This is a genomic window from Streptomyces sp. NPDC093252 (assembly GCF_040683675.1).
In the GTDB taxonomy this organism is placed as follows: Bacteria; Actinomycetota; Actinomycetes; order Streptomycetales; family Streptomycetaceae; genus Streptomyces.
This window is the reverse complement of the sequence record NZ_JBFBEM010000011.1, coordinates 137,239-153,153: the sequence shown is the minus strand read 5'-3', so window position 1 is coordinate 153,153 and position 15,915 is coordinate 137,239. Positions and strand designations below refer to the sequence as shown.

Annotated in this window: 10 protein-coding genes and 4 pseudogenes; all 14 read left to right on the top strand. The window is 71.3% G+C overall.

Annotation, left to right across the window (positions count from 1 at the left end):
- Positions 1-27 precede the first annotated feature (27 nt).
- Entirely contained in the window at positions 28-390 is a 363-nt protein-coding gene (locus AB0O01_RS23555) for a YraN family protein (RefSeq protein ID WP_365316165.1), read from the top strand.
- A gap of 1 nt (position 391) precedes the next feature.
- Positions 392-2,017: a YifB family Mg chelatase-like AAA ATPase gene (locus AB0O01_RS23550; RefSeq protein ID WP_365316163.1), complete on the top strand. Its 1,626-nt coding sequence runs from the start codon at positions 392-394 to the stop codon at positions 2,015-2,017.
- A 176-nt stretch (positions 2,018-2,193) separates the two neighbouring features.
- A pseudogene (locus AB0O01_RS23545) lies at positions 2,194-2,883 on the top strand (DNA-processing protein DprA); the annotation flags it as partial.
- Positions 2,884-2,950: 67 nt separating this feature from the next.
- Positions 2,951-4,147, top strand: coding sequence for a site-specific integrase (locus AB0O01_RS23540; protein WP_365316161.1), 1,197 nt, complete (start codon positions 2,951-2,953; stop codon positions 4,145-4,147).
- Positions 4,140-6,623 (top strand): site-specific integrase, encoded by a 2,484-nt coding sequence (locus AB0O01_RS23535; RefSeq protein ID WP_365316159.1) that lies wholly within the window; start codon positions 4,140-4,142, stop codon positions 6,621-6,623. Before AB0O01_RS23540 ends, AB0O01_RS23535 begins: the two co-directional genes overlap by 8 nt.
- A 35-nt stretch (positions 6,624-6,658) precedes the next feature.
- Positions 6,659-7,162 (top strand): annotated as a pseudogene (locus AB0O01_RS23530) (DNA-processing protein DprA); the annotation flags it as partial.
- Between the two features lie 313 nt (positions 7,163-7,475).
- Positions 7,476-8,321: an RNA polymerase sigma factor WhiG gene (gene whiG / locus AB0O01_RS23525; RefSeq protein ID WP_365316157.1), complete on the top strand. Its 846-nt coding sequence runs from the start codon at positions 7,476-7,478 to the stop codon at positions 8,319-8,321.
- A 152-nt stretch (positions 8,322-8,473) separates the two neighbouring features.
- Positions 8,474-9,037 carry a helix-turn-helix domain-containing protein gene (locus AB0O01_RS23520; protein WP_365316446.1) on the top strand — a complete coding sequence of 188 codons (564 nt, stop codon included), beginning with the start codon at positions 8,474-8,476 and terminating at the stop codon, positions 9,035-9,037.
- Between the two features lie 636 nt (positions 9,038-9,673).
- A pseudogene (locus tag AB0O01_RS23515) lies at positions 9,674-10,024 on the top strand (IS5 family transposase); the annotation flags it as partial.
- Positions 10,025-10,291: 267 nt separating this feature from the next.
- A pseudogene (locus tag AB0O01_RS23510) lies at positions 10,292-10,597 on the top strand (transposase); the annotation flags it as partial.
- A 544-nt stretch (positions 10,598-11,141) separates the two neighbouring features.
- Positions 11,142-12,143: a LacI family DNA-binding transcriptional regulator gene (locus AB0O01_RS23505; RefSeq protein WP_365316444.1), complete on the top strand. Its 1,002-nt coding sequence runs from the start codon at positions 11,142-11,144 to the stop codon at positions 12,141-12,143.
- Positions 12,144-12,709: 566 nt separating this feature from the next.
- Positions 12,710-13,999, top strand: a complete 1,290-nt coding sequence (locus AB0O01_RS23500) for an extracellular solute-binding protein (RefSeq protein ID WP_365316155.1) — start codon at positions 12,710-12,712, stop codon at positions 13,997-13,999.
- Between the two features lie 47 nt (positions 14,000-14,046).
- Positions 14,047-14,991 (top strand): sugar ABC transporter permease, encoded by a 945-nt coding sequence (locus AB0O01_RS23495; protein WP_365316442.1) that lies wholly within the window; start codon positions 14,047-14,049, stop codon positions 14,989-14,991.
- The gene (locus AB0O01_RS23490; protein WP_365316152.1) at positions 14,988-15,809 is read left to right on the top strand and encodes a carbohydrate ABC transporter permease; all 822 of its coding nucleotides are present in this window, start codon (positions 14,988-14,990) and stop codon (positions 15,807-15,809) included. Before AB0O01_RS23495 ends, AB0O01_RS23490 begins: the two co-directional genes overlap by 4 nt.
- Positions 15,810-15,915 lie beyond the last annotated feature (106 nt).

Below are 15,915 nucleotides of genomic sequence, written 5' to 3'. Positions count from 1 at the left end.
TGATCGTTGGCGCCAGGAGGTGCCGACATGAACGCACGAGACGCACTCGGCAAATACGGCGAGGACCTGGCCGCGCGGCGGCTGACCGAGGCCGGTATGACGGTCCTGGAGCGCAACTGGCGCGGTGGCAGGACCGGGGAGATCGACATCGTCGCGCGGGACGGGGACGTCCTGGTGGTCTGCGAGGTCAAGACCCGCAGGGCGGGTCCCTACGAGCATCCGATGGCGGCGGTCACCCCGGTCAAGGCCCGGCGGCTGCGCGGGCTCGCCCAGCGGTGGACGCAGGAGCACGGGGGAGCGCCGCCCGGCGGTGTCCGGATCGACCTCATCGGCGTGGTCCTGCCCGAGCGGGGCGCCCCGGTGGTCGAGCACGCGCGGGGGGTGGCCTGAGATGGGGTTCGCGCGTACGTGCTCGGTGGCCCTGGTGGGGGTGGAGGGCGTCGTCGTCGAGGTCCAGGCGGACCTGGAGCCCGGCGTCGCCGCGTTCACCCTGGTGGGACTGCCCGACAAGAGCCTGACGGAGAGCCGGGACCGGGTCCGGGCGGCGGTGGTGAACTCGGGCGGTGAATGGCCGCAGAAGAAGCTCACCGTCGGACTCAGCCCGGCATCGGTGCCCAAGGCGGGATCGGGCTTCGACCTGGCCGTGGCCTGCGCGGTGCTTGGCGCCGCCGAACGCATCGACCCCCGGGTCCTCGCCGACATCGTGATGATCGGCGAACTGGGGCTCGACGGACGGGTACGGCCCGTGCGGGGCATCCTGCCTGCGGTGCTGGCCGCCGCCGACGCCGGATACGAACAGGTCGTGGTGCCCGAGTGCGCCGCCGCCGAGGCGGCCCTCGTCCCCGGGATCTCCGTCCTCGGGGTGCGCAGTCTGCGGCAGCTCATCGCCGTCCTCGCCGACGAGCCCGTGCCCGAGGAGGCCCCGGACCAGCCGGGCCGCCCCGATCCGCTGTGGGCCGGGCTGCGGATGCCGGGGACCGGGGAGGCGACCGGTGTGCACAGCGTCGGCGCCGGTCAGCACGACGCCGGGCACGACCTGGCCGACGTCGTGGGCCAGACGTCGGCGCGCACGGCGGTGGAGGTCTCCGCCGCCGGGGGCCACCACCTCTTCCTGGAGGGCCCGCCCGGAGCGGGCAAGACCATGCTCGCCGAGCGGCTGCCCGCGATCCTGCCCCCGCTCGACCGGCAGGCGTCCCTGGAGGTCACCGCCGTGCACTCGGTGGCGGGACTGCTGCCGACCGGCAAACCCCTGGTCGACACCGCCCCCTACTGCGCCCCGCACCACTCGGCGACCATGCAGTCGCTCGTCGGCGGCGGACAGGGCGTCGCCCGGCCCGGAGCGGTCTCGCTCTCCCACCGGGGAGTTCTCTTCCTGGACGAGGCCCCGGAGTTCAGCGCACAGGCGCTCGACGCGCTGCGGCAGCCGCTGGAGGCCGGGCATGTGGTGATCGCGCGCAGCGCCGGGGTGGTGCGCTTCCCGGCGCGGTTCCTGATGGTGCTGGCCGCGAATCCCTGCCCCTGCGGTCGGTTCTCCGTCACCGGCGACCTGTGCGACTGCGCGCCGTCCGCGATCCGCCGCTACCAGGCCCGGCTGTCGGGGCCGCTGCTCGACCGGGTCGACCTGCGGGTCGAGGTCGACCGCGTCACCCGCGCGGAACTGCTCGACCGGGGTACGCGGGGCGAGTCCACGGCGACCGTCGCCGACCGGGTCCGGACCGCCCGGGAGCGGGCCGTGCTCCGGCTGGCCGGCACCCCGTGGCGCACCAACAGCGAAGTGCCGGGCCGCGAGCTGCGCACCCGCTGGCATCCCGCGCCGGGCGCGATGGACGAGGCCGAGCGCAGCCTGGACCGGGGCTCGCTGACCGCGCGGGGCCTGGACCGGGTGCTGCGGGTCGCCTGGACCGTCGCCGACCTGGTCGGCCACGACCGCCCCACCGCGATGGACGTCGCCCTCGCGCTGCAACTGCGCACGGGTGTTCCCCGGGGGGTGCCGATGGCGATCGGGGCGTTGACGTGAGCGCCGAGCCGGGCGCCTCTGGCGACGGTGGGGCGCCTGTGGGTGTCGACGGTGGGTCGAGTGCCGGAATTGCTGCCGCAGGGGCGGGTGTCGGTGGTGCTGAAGGGGCGGGTGTCGGAGGCACCGGGGAGCCGCTTCCCAGCGGTACCGGTCGCCTCACCCCCGCCATCGCACCCATCACCGTCCCCGAGGCTGCCCCCGAGGCCGTCCCCGAGGTCGCCCCCGAGCCGGACCCCGACCTTCTCGACCGGGTGTTTCTCACTCGGGTGGTCGAGCCGGGGGACGAGGTCGCCGGGCGGTGGGTGCGGGAGTTCGGGGTGCGGGAAGTGGCGCGGCGGCTGCGGAGCGGGCGGGCGTTGCCGGGGGTGAGCGCGCGGCGGTGGAGCGGGTTGCGGGCGCGGGCCGGACACGCCGAGCCGGAGCGGGATCTGGCGGTGGCGCGGGCCGCCGGGGTGCGGTTCGTGAGTCCGGGGGAGGGCGAGTGGCCGGGGCAGTTGGAGGATCTCGGTGACGCCCGGCCGCTGGGTCTGTGGGCGCGGGGACCGGCGAATCTGCGGATATGGGCGCTGAAGTCCGTCGCGCTGGTCGGCGCCCGCGCCTGCACCGGATACGGGGCGCACATGGCCGTCACCCTCGCCTCCGGGCTGGCCGAACGCGGCTGGGTCGTGGTCTCCGGCGGGGCCTACGGCGTCGACGGCGCCGCCCACCGGGGTGCGCTCGGCGCGGGCGGGGCCACCGTCGCCGTCCTCGCCTGCGGGGTCGACCGGCCCTATCCGCGCGGGCACACCGAGTTGATCACCAGGATCGCGGAACAGGGCCTGGTCGTGGGGGAGTTGCCGCCGGGCGACCATCCGACGCCGAGCCGGTGTGTTAACTGCACTAAGCATCTCTGATCATGAAGCGAGATGATCTCCGCTCGTAAGGAAGTGTGTGTTGCAAGACCTCCATCGCCAGCTGATCGAGGGCCAGGCCGATGTGCCCCGCGTCGGCTCAGTCGTCGAACTGGAATCCATACCTCGGTACGCCGTCGTGGATCCTGACGGGGCCCTCGTTGCCCCGGTCGTTCCGTACCTTCGGGGTCTCACCCTGGACGACAACCGGCCGCTGACCATCAAGAGCTACGCGTACGACCTCCAGCGCTGGTTCCGGCTGCTGTGGTTCCTCGGGGTCCCGTGGGACCGAGCGACCGAGGCAGAGGCGTCCGCGCTGGTGGGCTGGCTTCGAGTGGCCCCGAACCCGCAGCGGCGCCGCCGAAGCCCCGACGCTCCACGCCCCGGCTCGGTGAACCCCCGCACGGGCAAGCCCTACCTCGGGGCGGGATACGCGCCCAGGACGATCAACCACTGCTTGACCGTCGTCTGCAGCTTCTACGCCTACCACCGGCACTACAACCGGGGTCCGCTGGTCAACCCGGTGCCCGAGTCGGTGGCCCAGCGCCGGGCCCTTGCGCACAGAGCCCCGGACGGTGAGGTGCCCACGTTCCGGCGGGCCCGGCTGCGGCAGCGCGTCCGGCAGACCGATCCCCGGTCAATTCCCGACGCGATGTGGGACGAGCTCTTCGAGGCCATGACCTGCGACAGAGACAGAGCGGCCGTCCTGCTCTACGTCTCCAGCGGCTCCCGGGCCAGCGAACTCCTCGGGGTCACTCCCGGTGACATCGACTGGGCCAAGCAGCTGATCTACGTGGTCACCAAGGGCACCGACGAGCGCGAGGCCGTCCCCGCGAGCCCCCAGGCCCTGACCATTCTGGCCGCCTACCTCGACAGCATCGGCCTCCCGCTGGCCCACGAGCCGGTCCTCCGCACGCTGCGAGGACCGGACCGGCCGCTGACCTACTGGGCGATGCGGCGGGTCTTCCAGCGCGTCAACGAGAAGCTCGGCACGAACTGGACCCTGCACGACCTGCGGCACACGGCCGCGAACCGCATGGCCAACGACCCCAACCTGACCCTGGCCCAGGTCCGCGCGATCCTGCGGCACACCGACCTGGCGACCACCGGTGGCTACCTGAACGCCCGCGTCGAGGACCTCTTCGACGCCCTCCAGGCCCACTACAACCGGCCCCGGGTCCAGCGGATCTTCTCCGCGGGCTACGACCCCGACGACATCAAGGCGGTGTTCGGTGCCTAGCCGCACGACAGTCGAGACCTACACGGTCCGCAACCGACGCACGGACTACTCCGAAACGCCCAGGGAGAAGGTGCCGACGCGCTTCAGCAGTGCCTCGGTGAAGGCTGCGCCGGCGCCGCGGCCCGAGAAGCCCCCGGCGCCCTTCGGGGACCTGTCGAGGGCCGGCATTACCGAGTTGTGTGATCTTGCCGGGGTGGTCTGGCCGGGACAGTCACGGTCCGGGGCGGAGAAGCGCCGAGCCGGCATCCGGATGTTGTTCCGGCACTTGGCGGACCTGCCCGGGGACACCTGGCAGGAGCGTTGGGAGGCCAGCGGCTTCAACGACGAGAATGCGACACCGGTCAGAGTCCTGGGACGTCAGGAGGTCAGCTACGACAGCAGCAACCTGACCTCTGCACTGAGGATGGTGTTCGCGGCACGGATCGTCCAGCCCTCGCTCTCCGGGTTCCGGGCGAACAAGTTCCTCGACTACGCCGAGCCGTTCCGCCAGGTCCAGAAGGACCCTAGGCTGGACGAGTTCTTCAACACCGTCGACGCTCAGCGGCATCTCACGGCGGTGCACCGGCACCGGGCGAAGTACGACCTGGCCTGCGCATTGACCACGCAGGGCATCAATCTGGAGCATCTGACGCCTTCGGCTCTGCTGCACTACTCGCTGGAGAACAAGCGCCTGGGCCTGACGCACGGCGCGAACAAGGACAACACCAGGTTCGCGGCCCTGGGCGCCTGGGAGATCCTGCACAAGATGGAGCACTTCCCTCCCGGGACGGCCCCGACCCTGCGGACGTTCATCTACAACGGCCAGCGGAGCGTCGAGGAACTCGTCGATCTCTACGACATCAAGAACGCCGGGGTCCGCCAGCTCCTGATCGACTACCTGGTCCGGCGCCGATCGGACACGGACTACGTCACGCTCCAGGGTCTTGCCCGCCATCTGGCAGGCCACTTCTGGTCCGTCATCGAGGAGATCAGCCCCGATCAGCAGGACCTCAACATCGGCCAGGAGATCTACGACCAGTGGCGGGCCGAGATCCAGTACTGGCGCCGGAAGGGCAAGACCGACCGGACCAAGGTCCGCAAGGACACCGCATCTCTGCTGCTGGCCGTCCGCGGCCTCTATGTCGACCTCCACAGCTGGGCCGTCGCTGAGCCGGAATGCTGGGCCCAGTGGGTGGCCCCCTGCCCGATCCTGCCCCGGGACCTGAAGGGTTTCGGCAAGCGGCGCCGTGAGGTCAACCGGCGGATGGCAGACCGCACCCGGGTCCGTCAGCCCCTGCTGCCGGTTCTCGTCCGGCACGTCGAGGAGCGTTACGAGCGGCTGGCCAGCCTGCTGGAGGCTGCCACCCCGGTTCCGCTCGGCGAGTCCTTCGAGCACCAGGGCCGCCGCTTCACACGCACCAATTCCAGGGAGGACAGACGCCGGGCGAAGATCCTTGCTGAGCCGACCGTCCGCGTCACCGACGACGACACCGGCGAACTGATTCACGTGACCATGGCCGAGGACTCGGCCTTCTGGGAGTGGGTCGCCGTCGAGGTCCTGCGGCACAGCGGCATCCGCGTCGAGGAACTCGTCGAGCTCACGCACCTCAGCATCCGTCAATACGAGCGGCCCAACGGAGAGGTCATCGCCCTCCTGGTCGTCGCGCCCTCGAAGAGCGAACGCGAGCGCGTGATCCCGATGTCGGCCGAGCTGTTCCACGCGGTCGCCCAGATCGTCCGCCGGCACACCCGCAATGGCAGGGCGATTCCGCTCGTCAGCCGTTACGACGGACATGAAAAGACCTGGTCAGAAGCTATGCCGTTCCTCTTCCAACGGCAGATCGGCACCGTTCGCGGAGTCATCGCTCCCTCCACGGTCCTCAACATGATCGGACGCAGCTGCGAGGAGATCGCCGAAACGGACCCGGCCTTCGCCGGCACCAAGTTCACCCCGCACGACTTCCGCAGGCTCTTCGCGACCGACATCGTCAACGGCGGCCTGCCGATCCACATCGGCGCGGCCCTGCTCGGACACCTGAATCTCCAAACAACTCAGGGCTATGTCGCGGTCTTCGCCGAGGACATCGTCAAGCACTACCAGGAGTTCCTGAACCACCGCCGGGCTCTGCGGCCCGAGCACGAGTACGTCGACGTCACCACCAAGGAGTGGGCGGAGTTCGAGGAGCACTTCGACAAGCGCAAGGTCGAACTCGGCAACTGTGCTCGGCCTTACGGATCACCTTGTCAGCATGAACACGCCTGCATCCGATGCCCGATGCTGCAGGTCAACCCCAAGATGCTGCCGCGGCTCGCTGAGATCGAGAAGGACCTGATCCTCCGCCGGAAGCGAGCAGAGGACGAACAGTGGCTGGGCGAGATCGAGGGAATCGACATGACCTTGACCTTCGTTCGCACCAAGCAGGCCGACGCCGCCCGTCTCTCACACCGGCCACCTGTCTCCCTTGGAATCCCGACTACTCGTCCCCAGTCCGACTGACTGCCGTGATCGTCTCGCTTGACTTAGTGCAGAGAAGGTTCATCCTGCGCAACCGCGTGATCGCGGCCCTCACCCGGGGCACGGTCGTCGTGGAGGCGGCGTACCGGAGCGGGTCGCTGGTGACCGCGCGGGCCGCGGGCCGGCTGGGGCGGCATGTGATGGGGGTCCCCGGTCCGGCCACCAGCGCGCTGTCCGCCGGAGTGCACGAGTTGCTGCGCGGCGGGGCGGAGCTGGTGACCGACGCCGCCGAGGTGGTCGAACTGGTCGGCGACATGGGCGAGCTGGCTCCCGAGCGGAGCGGTCCGGTGCTGCCGCGCGATCTGCTGGCGCCCGCCACCCGCCAGGTCCTCGCGGCGCTGCCCGCCCGCCGGGCGGCCCCGGCCGGGGAGATCGCCCGCGGCGCGCAGACCACGCCGGACGACACGATCGCCAGACTGTACGAACTCAAGGCACTCGGGTTTGTCGAACGACACGGCGACGGCTGGAAGTTGACACGCCAGGCGGTGAGGTCCGTCGATGACGGTTCACGCCCCGGGTGACGGGAGGTGTTCGGCCGTCCGGGGGAAGGTGGAATTCCTTGGGAAAAGGCGCAGTTGACCGGATTTCATGATCGCGGTGAGTGATCGTGATGACCCCGTGGAGCGCCGAACGGAACGTCTCTGCGCACCGCGCGGGCCCCGCCCTTCGCACACCGCGACACTCCAGTCACGCTACGCTCACAAGGATCCGGTGCGTACCGGCCATCGACCGACATGATCCACGGCTGTCCCAGCCGCCCCGGCCACCCCCGGGCCGGCGGCACCCCAGGCACCCTCCGTACGAGCTTCACGGCAGAACGGCACAAGGCGACGAATGCCCCAGCACACCTCCGGGTCCGACCGGGCGGCGATCCCCCCAGCCGCCCGCGAGGGTGACGGCACCCGACCGCCCGCGCCCTCGACGCTCGACGAGCTGTGGCGCTCGTACAAGACGACCGGTGACGAGCGGCTGCGGGAGCAGTTGATCCTGCACTACTCGCCGCTGGTGAAGTATGTGGCGGGCCGGGTGAGTGTGGGACTGCCGCCCAATGTGGAGCAGGCGGACTTCGTGTCGTCGGGGGTGTTCGGGCTGATCGACGCGATCGAGAAGTTCGACATCGACCGGGAGATCAAGTTCGAGACCTACGCCATCACCCGGATCCGGGGCGCGATGATCGACGAGCTGCGGGCGCTGGACTGGATCCCGCGGTCCGTGCGGCAGAAGGCGCGCAATGTGGAGCGGGCGTACGCCACGCTGGAGGCGCGGCTGCGGCGCACCCCGAGCGAGGTGGAGGTCGCGGCGGAGCTGGGCATCGCGGTCGATGAACTGCACGCGGTGTTCAGCCAGTTGTCGCTGGCCAATGTGGTGGCGCTGGAGGAGCTGCTGCATGTCGGCGGCGAGGGCGGCGGCGACCGGCTGAGCCTCATGGACACCCTGGAGGACACGGCCGCCGACAACCCGGTGGAGGTGGCGGAGGACCGGGAGCTGCGGCGGTTCCTGGCGCGGGCGATCAACACCCTGCCCGAGCGGGAGAAGACCGTGGTGATGCTCTACTACTACGAGGGGCTGACCCTCGCCGAGATCGGCAATGTGCTCGGTGTCACCGAGAGCCGGGTCAGTCAGATCCACACCAAGTCCGTGTTGCAGCTCCGGGCGAAGCTGGCCGGATTCGGGCGCTGAAGCCGTTCGGGCACCGGCCGGGGCGGTGGCGGGGGAGGCTTCCGGGCGGGGCGGGTGCGCCGGTCGGGCCACCGGAGGGTGGGGTGAGCCACTCCCGAACCGGGGGGACCGTCCGTAAAGTGGATGCCGTGCCAAGGATTCGAGCGGCCTCCGTGGCCGAGCACCGGTCGATGCAACGAGCCGCCCTGCTGGACGCGGCCCGCTCCCTGCTGTCCGAGGGCGGTACGGAGGCGCTGACCTTCCCGGCCCTCGCCGAGCGCACGGGGCTGGCGCGGTCGTCCGTGTACGAGTACTTCCGGTCGCGGGCGGCGGTGGTCGAGGAACTGTGCGCGGTCGACTTCCCCGTCTGGGCGGCGGAGGTCGAGGCCGCGATGGCGGCGGCGGACGGGGCCGGGGTGAAGGTCGAGGCGTATGTACGCAAGCAACTGGAGCTGGTGGGGGACCGGCGGCACCGGGCCGTGGTCGCCATCTCGGCGAGCGAGCTGGACGCCGGGGCGCGGGAGAAGATCCGGGCGGCCCACGGCGGCCTGATCGCGATGATCGTCGAGGCCCTGGCCACCCTGGGCCACACTGAGCCCCGCCTCGCCGCGATGCTGCTCCAGGGCGTGGTCGACGCGGCCGTCCGCCGGATCGAACTGGGCGCGGCGGAGGAACCGGACGTGATCACGGAGGCGGCGGTGGGGATGGTGTTGCGGGGGGTGGTGGCCGGGGGGTGAGCCTCGCGGCAACCTGGCCGAGTCACGTGGGCCGGGCTGCCCTGGCCCGGAGCCACGCCCGCCGAGCCAGGCTGGCCGGGAGCCGGGAGCCGGGAGCCGGGAGCCGGGAGCCGGGAGCCGGGAGCCGGGAGCCGGGAGCCGAGCCATGTTGGCCGGGGGGCGAGTGATGCTGGCCGGGGGCCCAGCCGCGCTGGCCGTTGGACGGGGGTCGGGAGCGCGGGGCAGCCCTCAGCTTTCAGCGCCGGGCGTCGGATCGGGAGCCTCGGGTACCGAGACTCCAAGTTCCGGGGCTGAAGCCTTCGGGCCGCCGTGCTTAGGGGGCGAAGTCTTCGGACCTGCGGGTCCCAAGGCTGTGAGCGTCGGGTTCCCAGACTCCAAGCTCCGAGCCCCAAGCCTCCGGGCCCCAAGCTTCAGGGCCGAAGCCCTCGGGCCCCAGGTGTCAGGGCTGCGAGCCTCGGGTTTCCAGACTCCAAGCTCCGCAGCCGAAGCTCTCGGCCCCAGGTCAGGTCCCAGGGCCGCGAGTTCCGGGTCCCCAGATCCCAAGCTCCGGGGGTGGAGCTTCCGGGCCGCCTAGGCCGTGTCTGATGGCTCTTGTCCGGAGGGTGGATCTGCTGCTGTTCCGGGCAGGAGTCTGGCATGGTGCGTCGGCATGAACTGACCGATGCGCAGTGGGAGCTGGTTGCTTCGTTGCTGCCCGGAGTGGGTGCGCCGGGTGGGCGATGGGCGGACCACCGGACGGTGGTCAACGGGGTCCTGTACCGCACGCGGACGGGGATTCCCTGGCGTGACCTGCCCGAACGGTACGGGCCGGTGCAGACGGTGTACGAGCGTCACCGCCGATGGTCGGCCGACGGGGCCTGGTCGGGAGTGCCCGGTGTCCTGCAGGGCGGTGCCGATGCCACCGCCCTGGACAAGGACGGTTCGTGGGCGGTGAACGCCGATTCCACCACCTGCCGGGCCCACCGGCACGCTGCCGGAGCCCGCCACCGCCCTCCGTCCGACCACCCCGAAAAGGGGGAGGCGCGCGTGAGGACGGGGATGGCCGTGAGGCGTTGGGGCGCTCCCGGGGCGGGCTGACCTGCAAGGTCCATCTGCCGGCGGACGACCGCTGCCGTCCCCTGGTCTGGCTCACCTCGCCCGGCCACCGCGGGGACAGCCCGATGTTCATCCCGCTCATGGAGGCCCTGAAGGTGGCCCGCACCGGGACCGGACCGCCCCCGCACCCGGCCCGACCGGGCCCGCGGGGACAAGGCGTACTCCAGCCGCGCCAACCGCTTCTACCTGCGCAGACCCCATATCAAGGCGACGATCGCCCAGCCGGGGGACCAGCGGGCGAACCGCCGCCGACGCGGCTCGGCCGGAGGGCGTCCGCCGGCCTTCGACCGCGAGCAGTACCGCCGACGCAACATGGTCGAGCGCTGCGTCGGCAAACTGAAACAGCACCGCGCCGTCGCGACCGGATACGACAAACGCGACTACATCTTCCACGGCACCCTGGCCACCGCAGCCCTCGTCATCTGGCTCCGCGACCTCGCCAAAGAGCCGTCAGACACGGCCTAGTTCCAGGGCCGAAACCGCCAGGTCTCAGGGCCCTGGGCCTCGAGCCTTGGGCCCTGGGGCTCACATCCTGGAAGCCCCGGGGCACCACAGACCCCCGCCGCCCCACCCCTCGATCCGGCTCCGCCCGCCCTCCCCTCCGATCCGTCACTGGTGTCGAACGACCCCCGACGCCAGCCGCGTCCGGCGAACCCGGCCGTGAGGCGCCGCCTGGAATGCCCACCCGCCCCGGCGTCGCATCCCCTGGTACCGGCCCGGCGCGGACCGGACTCTGCCCACCCGCCCCGGCGTCGCATGTCCCGGTACCGTCCCGGCGCGGACCAGCCACCGCCTGCCCGCCCCCGCGTCGCATCTCCCGATACCGACCCGGCGCGGACCAGCCACCGCCTGCCCGGCGCAAGCCGCCCGCGCTCGCCCAGCCCGGTACCGGTCCAGGGCGCGGCGTCCCGGAGTGGCGCGATCTGCCCCGGCGCCGGATCGCCTCGTGGCACAGGCATACTCGATCCCCGGCGGGCGCACCGGCGTCGGCACGGTCCGGAGGTATGCGATGACGCAGTCGGGGGCGCAGGCCCGCAGGGTGACGATCGACGATGTCGCCCGGCATGCGGGAGTGTCCCGGCAGACGGTGTCCCGCGCGCTGAACGACAAGGGCGAGATCGGGGACGCGACCAAGCAGCGCGTGCTGGACTCGGCTCAGGAACTCGGCTACCGGCCCAGCCGGTTCGCGCGCGGGCTGGTGCGCCAGGACACCACCAGCATCGGACTGGTCATCCCGGATCTGCGCAACCCGTTCTTCACCGAGGTCGCCGCCGCCGCGCTGGAGGCGGCCCGCACCCGGGGCTGGCATGTCGTCGTCTACGACACCGCCGACAGCCCCGACGAGGAGCGCGGGACGCTGGAGGTGATCGGGTCGCAGGTCGACGCGGTCGTCGGGTACTTCAGCCGCCCCGAGGACGAGATCGACCGGCTGGTCCGAGGGGTGCCGGTGGTGCTCATCGGGCGGGAGGCGCCCGCCGCGAGGTTCAGCTCGATCGTGGTCGACGGCAGCGAGGGCGTCGAACGGGCGGTGGGGCATCTGGTGTCCGCCGGGCACCGCCGGATCGGCATGATCGACCATGCCGGGCGGGCCGAGCCGAGCATCCGGCACGCCTGGTACGAGACCGCGCTCGCCGCCCACGGGCTGGAGCCGGGGCCGGTACGGCGGGCCGCGCAGAGCGTGGCGGGTGGCGAACGGGCGCTGGAGGAACTGCTCGCCGAGCATCCGGACGTCACCGCCGTGTTCACCTTCAACGACATCATCGCCATCGGCGCGCTCAGGGCCGGGCGGCGGCTGGGGCGGCGGATTCCGCAGGACCTCGCGGTGGTCGGCTTCGACGGACTTCAGCTCGGCGCGCTGGTCGAACCCGCGCTCACCAGCGTCGCCCTCGACGCCCACCGCCTCGGCACGCTCGCCGTCGAGCAGGCGGCCCGGCTCCTCACCGCGACCGGCCCGCTCGACCCGGAGTCGGAGACCGTCCGGGCGGAACTGTGCGTGCGGGAGTCGGCGTAAGGGTTGCTGGCCGGGTTCGAACCGGGGGGAGGCGGAGGGGTCAGGCCGCCCGACGCGGGGCGCGGGCGGGCGCCCCCCGCCAGGCGCGTACCGGTGGCCATTCCCACCCCTGACCCCCGCAAGCAACCCCACACCCGCCCTCAAACACCCACACGCCCCCAGGTGACCCGCACCACAGCTCCTCATCCCTCTTCCCTCATACGCTCACCAGGCGGAGCAGCCCATTCCGGATCCCCTGCACCAACCCCGCCCCGCCGCCTCACCGCCCCGCCTCCCCACCGCTGCCAGTGCCACCCGCCGCCCCGGCCGCCAACCCGCCCCGCCGCCTCACCGCCCCCGGCGCCAGCACCAACCCCGCCCCGCCTCTCCGCCGCCCCCGGCGCCACCCCCGCCCGCCTCCGCCCCTCCCCGGCACCAACCCCGGCCGCGACTCCCAACCCCACCCCCTCACCCACCCCCCCTGTGAATCACCCCCCCACCCTTGACACACCCCCCACCCCAGAAACAGACTCCAACGCAATTCGTGAGCGCTCACGGGAGCGCTCACGGCTTTCGGAAGGGTCCCGATGACGCTGACTCGACGAAGGCTGCTGGCCGGCGCGGGCGCCCTGGGCGCGACCGCGTTCGGGGCCAGTGCCTGCGCAAGCCCGGCCACCGCCAGATCGGGGCACATCACGCTCTGGTACACCTACAACGGCCTGTCGGACCAGGTTCTCACCGCCGCCACCGAGCGCTTCGCGGCGGACCGGTTCGCCCTCTCGCAGGTGAGCGGCGATCTCACCCAGCGGCTGCTGGCCGCGCTGGCCGGGAACGCCTACGTGCCCGACATCACCATGATCGGCGACAACATCTCCCGCTACTTCGCCGACAGCGACCGCTTCGTCGATCTCAACGGGCTCGGCGCGCGGGATCTGGCCGACCGCTATCTGCCCTGGAAATGGCAGGCCGGAGCCACCCCGGACGGCTTCCAGCTCGGCTTCCCCATCGACATCGGGCCCGCCGCTCTCTACTACCGCGAGGACGTCTTCGCTCAGGCCGGGCTGCCCAGCGCTCCGGAGGAGGTGGCCGCCGCGGCGCCCACCTGGGAGGCGTACTTCACGCTCGCCGAGGAGCTGAAACGGCGGCTCCCGGGGCGGTATGTGATCACCGACACCAAGATGGTGTTCACGTACTCGATGGCCCAGCAGTCGCGGAAGTACTTCGACCCCGAGAACCACTACCTGGACGACCAGTCCCATGTCCGCGAGGCGTGGGACCGGTCGGTGGAGGCGTACCGGCGGCGGCTGACGGCCGGGTTCGCCGGGTCGCAGAGTGCCAACGGGCAGTCCGTGGACCGGCACGCGGCCTGGGTCGGCGGTCAGGAGGCCGGTTTCGTCAGCGCCTCCTGGATCACCGGGGAGCTGAAGCAGTCCGCGCCGGACACCGCCGGGAACTGGCGGGTGTGCCCGCCGCCGGGCGGGCCCGGCAACCAGGGCGGCTCGTTCCTCGCGATCACCCGCGCCTGCCCCGATCCGGGGGCCGCCTTCGCCATCCTGAGCTGGCTCCAGAACCCGGCCAACCAGACCACCAACTACCTCGACATCGGGCTGTTCCCGTCCAGTCCCGAGGCGGTCCGGGACCCGGGGATCACCGCCGGTGACCCGTTCTTCGGCGGGCAGTCGGCGGTCCAGGTGTTCGCCGGTATCGCCGACCGGGTGCGGTACGCGTACTTCAGCCCCTGGGACATCACCATCAGCGACACCTACACCGACGAACTGACCAACGTGGAGCTGGGCGGCAAGGACCCCGAGCAGGGCTGGAACGACGCCCGGACCCGGATCGAGCGGCTGCTCAGGCGGCAGGGGGTGCTGTCGTGACAGCGTTGTCCGAGTGGTCCGGGCTGCCCGAGCCGGACCCGACCGTCGTGGGCCGGGGTGCCTCCGCCGACGCCGCCGCCGCCGCGCGCAGGCGCCGCCGCCGGCGGTATCTGCCGCAGTACGTCGCCGTCTCCCCGTTCTTCCTGCTCTTCGCCGCCTTCGGGCTCTACCCGGTGCTCTACTCGCTCTTCCTCGCCTTCCAGCGATGGGACGGGGTCGGGCCGATGGAGTACGTGGGGATCGAGAACTTCCGGTTCCTGCTCACCGACGATCTGTTCTGGACGTCGATCGGCAACACTCTGATCATCTGGGTGATGTCGACGGTCCCGATGACCGTCCTCGCGCTACTGATCGCGCTCGGCCTGAACTCCTCCATCCGCTTCAAGGGCGCCCTGCGCATCGCGTACTTCATGCCCAATGTCACCTCGATCGTGGCGATGTCCCTGGTCTTCGGGTCGGTCTTCAGCGGGCAGTTCGGCGTCCTCAACTGGTTCCTCGGGCTGTTCGGCATCGACGGGGTGCCCTGGCTGACCGACCCCTGGGCGATCCGCTGCGCCATCGCCCTGATGATCATCTGGCGCTGGACCGGCTACAACGCGATCATCTTCCTCGCCGGACTCCAGTCCCTGCCCGGCGAGGTGTACGAGGCGGCGCGGATCGACGGGGCCGGTCCGGTCCGGACGTTCTTCGCCATCACCCTGCCGCTGCTCCGCCCGGTGCTGCTGTTCTCGCTGGTCATGTCGGCGATCGGCGGGATGCAGACCTTCGCCGAGGCCCAGGTGCTGCTCGGCGACCGCGGCGGCCCCGGCTCCGCCGGACTGACCATGGTTCTCTACTTCTACGGCACCGCCTTCGCCGACAACGACTTCGGCTACGGCGCCGCCATCGCCTGGGGCATCTTCGTGGTCGTCGTCCTCTTCTCCATCCTCAACTGGCGACTGGTGACCCGGTCCGAGCGCGGCCAGGTCACCCCCAAGGAGGGCGGCCGATGACCACCCGCGGACGGATCCTGACGTACGCCGCCCTGCTGACCGGCGCGCTGATCACCCTCTTCCCCTACTACTGGATGGCCGTCATGGCCTCCAACACCACCGGGGACATCTACTCCGCACCGCCCAAGCTGATCCCCGGCGACCGGCTCTTCCACAACGTGGGCGAGGTCTTCTCCCGGATCGACTTCTTCGGCTCGCTGCTGAACACCCTGATCGTGGCGATCGCGACCACCCTCGCCGTGCTGTTCTTCGACTCGCTCGCCGCGTTCACCTTCGCCAAGTACACCTTCCCCGGCAGCAAAGTGCTCTTCGGGCTGCTGCTGGCCACCTTCGTGGTGCCGACCCAGCTCGCCGCGATCCCGCAGTTCTCACTGATGGCCGAGCTGGGCTGGGTGGGCAGCCTCAAGGCGCTCATCGTGCCCGCCGCCGCCAACGCCTTCGGCATCTTCTGGATGCGGCAGTACATCTCCGGCGCCCTGCCCGACGAGATCCTGGAGGCCGCCCGGATCGACGGCTGCGGCTTCTTCCGCACCTACTGGTCCGTCGCCCTGCCGATGCTCCGCCCCGCCCTCGCCTTCCTCGGTATCTTCGCTTTCGTGAACGCCTGGAACGACTTCCTGTGGCCGCTGGTCGTCCTCATCGACTCCCGGCACATCACGCTCCAGCTCGCCCTGGCCCAGCTCAACGGCCTGTACGTGACCGACTACAGCGTCGTCATGGCGGGCACCCTCGTGGCCGTCGTGCCCCTGCTGATCGTCTTCCTCTTCGGCGCCCGGCACTTCGTCCGGAACATCGCCGCGGGCGCCCTGAAGGGCTGAAGGGAATCCTGTGCCACCGCCCCTGTTCTCCCCGTCCGGTTCCTCCCCCGCCCCCAGCGGTACGCCGACCGGCCCCGAGCCCCCGCACGTCCCCGCCCCCGAGCCC

Bases quoted from the DNA above. Each gene is read 5' to 3' on its own strand.
- AB0O01_RS23490 (WP_365316152.1), top strand. From the start codon at position 14,988: ATGACCACCCGCGGACGGATCCTGACGTACGCCGCCCTGCTGACCGGC.
- AB0O01_RS23505 (WP_365316444.1), top strand. From the start codon at position 11,142: ATGACGCAGTCGGGGGCGCAGGCCCGCAGGGTGACGATCGACGATGTC.
- AB0O01_RS23500 (WP_365316155.1), top strand. From the start codon at position 12,710: ATGACGCTGACTCGACGAAGGCTGCTGGCCGGCGCGGGCGCCCTGGGC.
- AB0O01_RS23555 (WP_365316165.1), top strand. From the start codon at position 28: ATGAACGCACGAGACGCACTCGGCAAATACGGCGAGGACCTGGCCGCG.
- whiG (WP_365316157.1), top strand. From the start codon at position 7,476: ATGCCCCAGCACACCTCCGGGTCCGACCGGGCGGCGATCCCCCCAGCC.
- AB0O01_RS23550 (WP_365316163.1), top strand. From the start codon at position 392: ATGGGGTTCGCGCGTACGTGCTCGGTGGCCCTGGTGGGGGTGGAGGGC.